This window comes from Cellulophaga baltica (assembly GCF_900102165.1).
Classification (GTDB): Bacteria; Bacteroidota; Bacteroidia; order Flavobacteriales; family Flavobacteriaceae; genus Cellulophaga; species Cellulophaga baltica.
In genome coordinates this window covers 1-3212 of the sequence record NZ_FNBD01000040.1, presented here as the reverse complement: position 1 = coordinate 3212, position 3212 = coordinate 1, and the positions used below count along the sequence as shown (strand labels likewise).

Genomic DNA, 3212 nt, shown 5'->3' with positions numbered 1-3212 from the left:
ATAAGATAAAAAGAAAATTAAAAAATTCGGCTTGTGCATAATCCGAAAAGCTAGTGTCTATTTACACGCTTCGTTTCATATACAAGACCGTTGTGTTTCATACTGACCAGCCGCATATTTTAGCACTTTCGGTTTTTGCCAACGCTCTAAAAACCAAAAGAGCTAAAATTTCCCAACGCTCGAAAAAATACAATCCGAATTTCTTGTTTTCCAAAATTTGACAAACTATATTTGACACTTATTGTCAAGTAACAATTTTCAAATGGAAACAATCGGACAAATTTTACGGAATAAAAGGCAAACCCTCGGACTTCTTTTAAGGCAAGTTTCAGCTTATGTTGATATTGACCAAGCAATATTGAGCAAAATTGAAAGAAACGAGCGAAAACCGACAAAAGAAATGTTGGACAAACTTGCAGAAATATTAAAACTCGATAAAGACGAACTTTTAATACAATTTATAAGTGACAAGATTGCTTATGAAATTGTAGATGAAGATTGTGCAAGTAAAGTGCTAAAAGTAGCTGAGAAAAAAATCAAATATTTAAAATCACACCCAATTCAAAACTAACTATGCGAACATTAACAACTGATACAGAAAATATAAGCGTAGTTGAGGAACCTCAATTGGCTGTAAAGTTCTACACAAAAGAAAAAAAGAAAAAAGGAAATAAAGTAGACAAATCTACTTTAAATATGCTTTCCCTATTTTCTGGTTGTGGTGGAATGGATTTAGGTTTTGAGGGCAATTTTTCAGTTTTAAAATCATCTGTAAACGAAATTTTAAACCCTAATTTCATAAATGAAGAACTTGAAAACAACTTTGTAAACCTATCAAAGACACGTTTTAAAACAGTTTTCGCAAATGATATTTTGAAAGATGCAAGAAATGCTTGGGTAAACTACTTTTCAAAAAGAGGACACAACGCAGAAGATTACCAAACAGACAGTATTGTTGATTTGGTAAAACTACATCAAAGCGGAACAAATGTTTTTCCTGAAAATATAGACATTGTAACTGGTGGTTTTCCTTGTCAAGACTTTAGTGTTGCCGGAAAAAGAAATGGATTTAATTCACACAAAAATCATAAAGGAGAATTAAACACCGAAACTTGTGCAACGGAAGAAACTCGTGGTCAACTTTATATGTGGATGAAACAAGTCATTGAAATAACTCAACCAAAAATTTTCATTGCGGAAAATGTAAAAGGATTGGTTAATCTTTCAAATGTAAAAGACATTATTCAAAGTGATTTTTCTACTGCTGGAGATAATGGATATTTGGTTTTGAATCCTCGTGTTTTACACGCAGCAGATTATGGTGTTCCACAATCAAGAGAACGGGTTTTCTTTATAGGTATTAAGAAATCAGCATTAAACAAAACGGCACTCGAACAATTGGAAAAAGAAAATATTTCAGAGAAATACAATCCTTATCCAAAACCAACTCACGCATATACGACAGACGGAGAAAATTTAAAACGCCACGTAGATTTAAAAGAACTTTTCGAAAATATTGAAGAGCCAGAAAAATCAAAAGATTTATCACAACAATTTTACTCTAAGGCAAAATTTATGGGTAAACATTGCCAAGGTCAAATAGAAATAAAACCTGATGGAATTAGTCCAACAATTAGAGCAGAACATCACGGTAATATAGAGTTTAGAAGATTATCGAAAAAAAACGGTGGGATTTTAACAGACGAACTTTCTAAAGGACTTAAAGAAAGACGCTTGACACCAAGGGAATGTGCTTTAATTCAAACTTTTCCGCCTGATTATGAATTTGTAATTGCAAACAAACAAGGTCGTAAAGGTTCTTATTTAGTGAGTCCTTCAAAAGCGTATAAAGTAATTGGTAATGCTGTTCCCCCATTACTCGCTTATAATTTAGCAAAGAGAATAGAAAATGTTTGGGATTTATATTTTAAAAAATAATGGTAGTATCAGTTAATTCAGAACCACATAAAAGTGAATTCAACACTTTGTTAAATTCTACGATAACGGAATTAAACGCTCACGCAAAGAAATCACCTAAAAAAATTGAGGAATTAAGAGGGAACAAACTTGAACCTTATGTTCGAGATGTAATGACCGATTTAGCAGTTGGCTCACAATTTGAAAACTCAATAGAATTAATTGGCGGACAAAAGTTTCCAGATATTGTTGCTAAAAAGTTTTACGGAATAGAAGTTAAAACCACAACTCAAAACCATTGGAAAACGACAGGTAATAGTGTTTTGGAATCTACAAGAGTAGATGACGTTGAGCGAATTTTTATGCTTTTCGGTAAACTTGGAAAACCGATTGAATTTAAATGTCGTGCATACGAAGAATGTTTATCGGAAGTTGTTGTTACACATTCACCAAGATATTTAATAGATATGAACTTGGAAAAGGGTAAAACGATTTTTGATAAAATCAACACACCTTATGACACATTACGTCAAAAGGATAATCCAATTAAGCCAATAACAGATTATTATAAGAGCAAGTTAAAACCTGGGCAAGATTTGTGGTGGATTCAAGATACAGAAAAGGCAAGTAATCTTGTAATCAACATTTGGAATAATTTAAGCCTAAAAGAAAAACAAGAAATCAAGAACAGAGCAATGGTTTATTTTCCAGAGGTATTCAGTAATCGTGGAGATAAATTTTCTCGACTTGCAATTTGGTTGGTAACAAGAGAGGCTGTTGTTTGTCCGAATGTGAGAGACCTTTTTACAGCTGGAGGAAAAGACGATTATTTCATTAAAAATAAAACGTATAAAAACATTCCAAGAGTATATATCAAATTATTTGAAAATATAGATTCAGTTTTGGAGATTTTGATTAACACTTCAGCAATCGAATTGACAGAATACTGGAATGAAAAAACAACGGAAAAGAAAAAGATTATGGATTGGATTGACTTGGTTTCCATGAATTCAAATTCAGTACAAGGAGCAAAACACTTGGATATAAAACAAATGTTGACGGAATTAATACTCTGACGGATTTGCCAACGCTTAAAGCCATACACATTTGCAATTCGCTACAGCCGACACACAAGCCAAAAATTGCAAAAGAGTATGTCTTTGCCAACGCTACAAACAGAACGTGAAAAATGAAAAAAGGGCATAATCGAGTAGACGGCTCCGCCCCTAATTAGGAACGGAGTGCGCCTCTCACACCACCGTACATACGGGTCTCGTATACGGCGGTTCAATAAT

The 3212-nt window shown here is 33.2% G+C and carries 3 protein-coding genes; all 3 read left to right on the top strand.

Annotated elements, in window-relative coordinates:
* Positions 1-262 precede the first annotated feature (262 nt).
* The 3 genes from BLQ19_RS20710 to BLQ19_RS20700 are packed head-to-tail and all read left to right on the top strand — an operon-like array spanning position 263 to position 2993.
* The gene (locus tag BLQ19_RS20710; RefSeq protein ID WP_074539642.1) at positions 263-571 is read left to right on the top strand and encodes a helix-turn-helix domain-containing protein; all 309 of its coding nucleotides are present in this window, start codon (positions 263-265) and stop codon (positions 569-571) included.
* Positions 572-573: 2 nt separating this feature from the next.
* On the top strand, positions 574-1938 hold the full coding sequence (locus BLQ19_RS20705) for a DNA cytosine methyltransferase (protein ID WP_083332329.1): 1365 nt from the start codon (positions 574-576) through the stop codon (positions 1936-1938).
* The gene (locus tag BLQ19_RS20700; protein ID WP_074539641.1) at positions 1938-2993 is read left to right on the top strand and encodes a hypothetical protein; all 1056 of its coding nucleotides are present in this window, start codon (positions 1938-1940) and stop codon (positions 2991-2993) included. Before BLQ19_RS20705 ends, BLQ19_RS20700 begins: the two co-directional genes overlap by 1 nt.
* The last annotated feature ends 219 nt before the right edge of the window (positions 2994-3212 follow it).

Coding starts and splice junctions, on each gene's coding strand:
- BLQ19_RS20710 (WP_074539642.1), top strand. CDS start 263: ATGGAAACAATCGGACAAATTTTACGGAATAAAAGGCAAACCCTCGGA.
- BLQ19_RS20705 (WP_083332329.1), top strand. CDS start 574: ATGCGAACATTAACAACTGATACAGAAAATATAAGCGTAGTTGAGGAA.
- BLQ19_RS20700 (WP_074539641.1), top strand. CDS start 1,938: ATGGTAGTATCAGTTAATTCAGAACCACATAAAAGTGAATTCAACACT.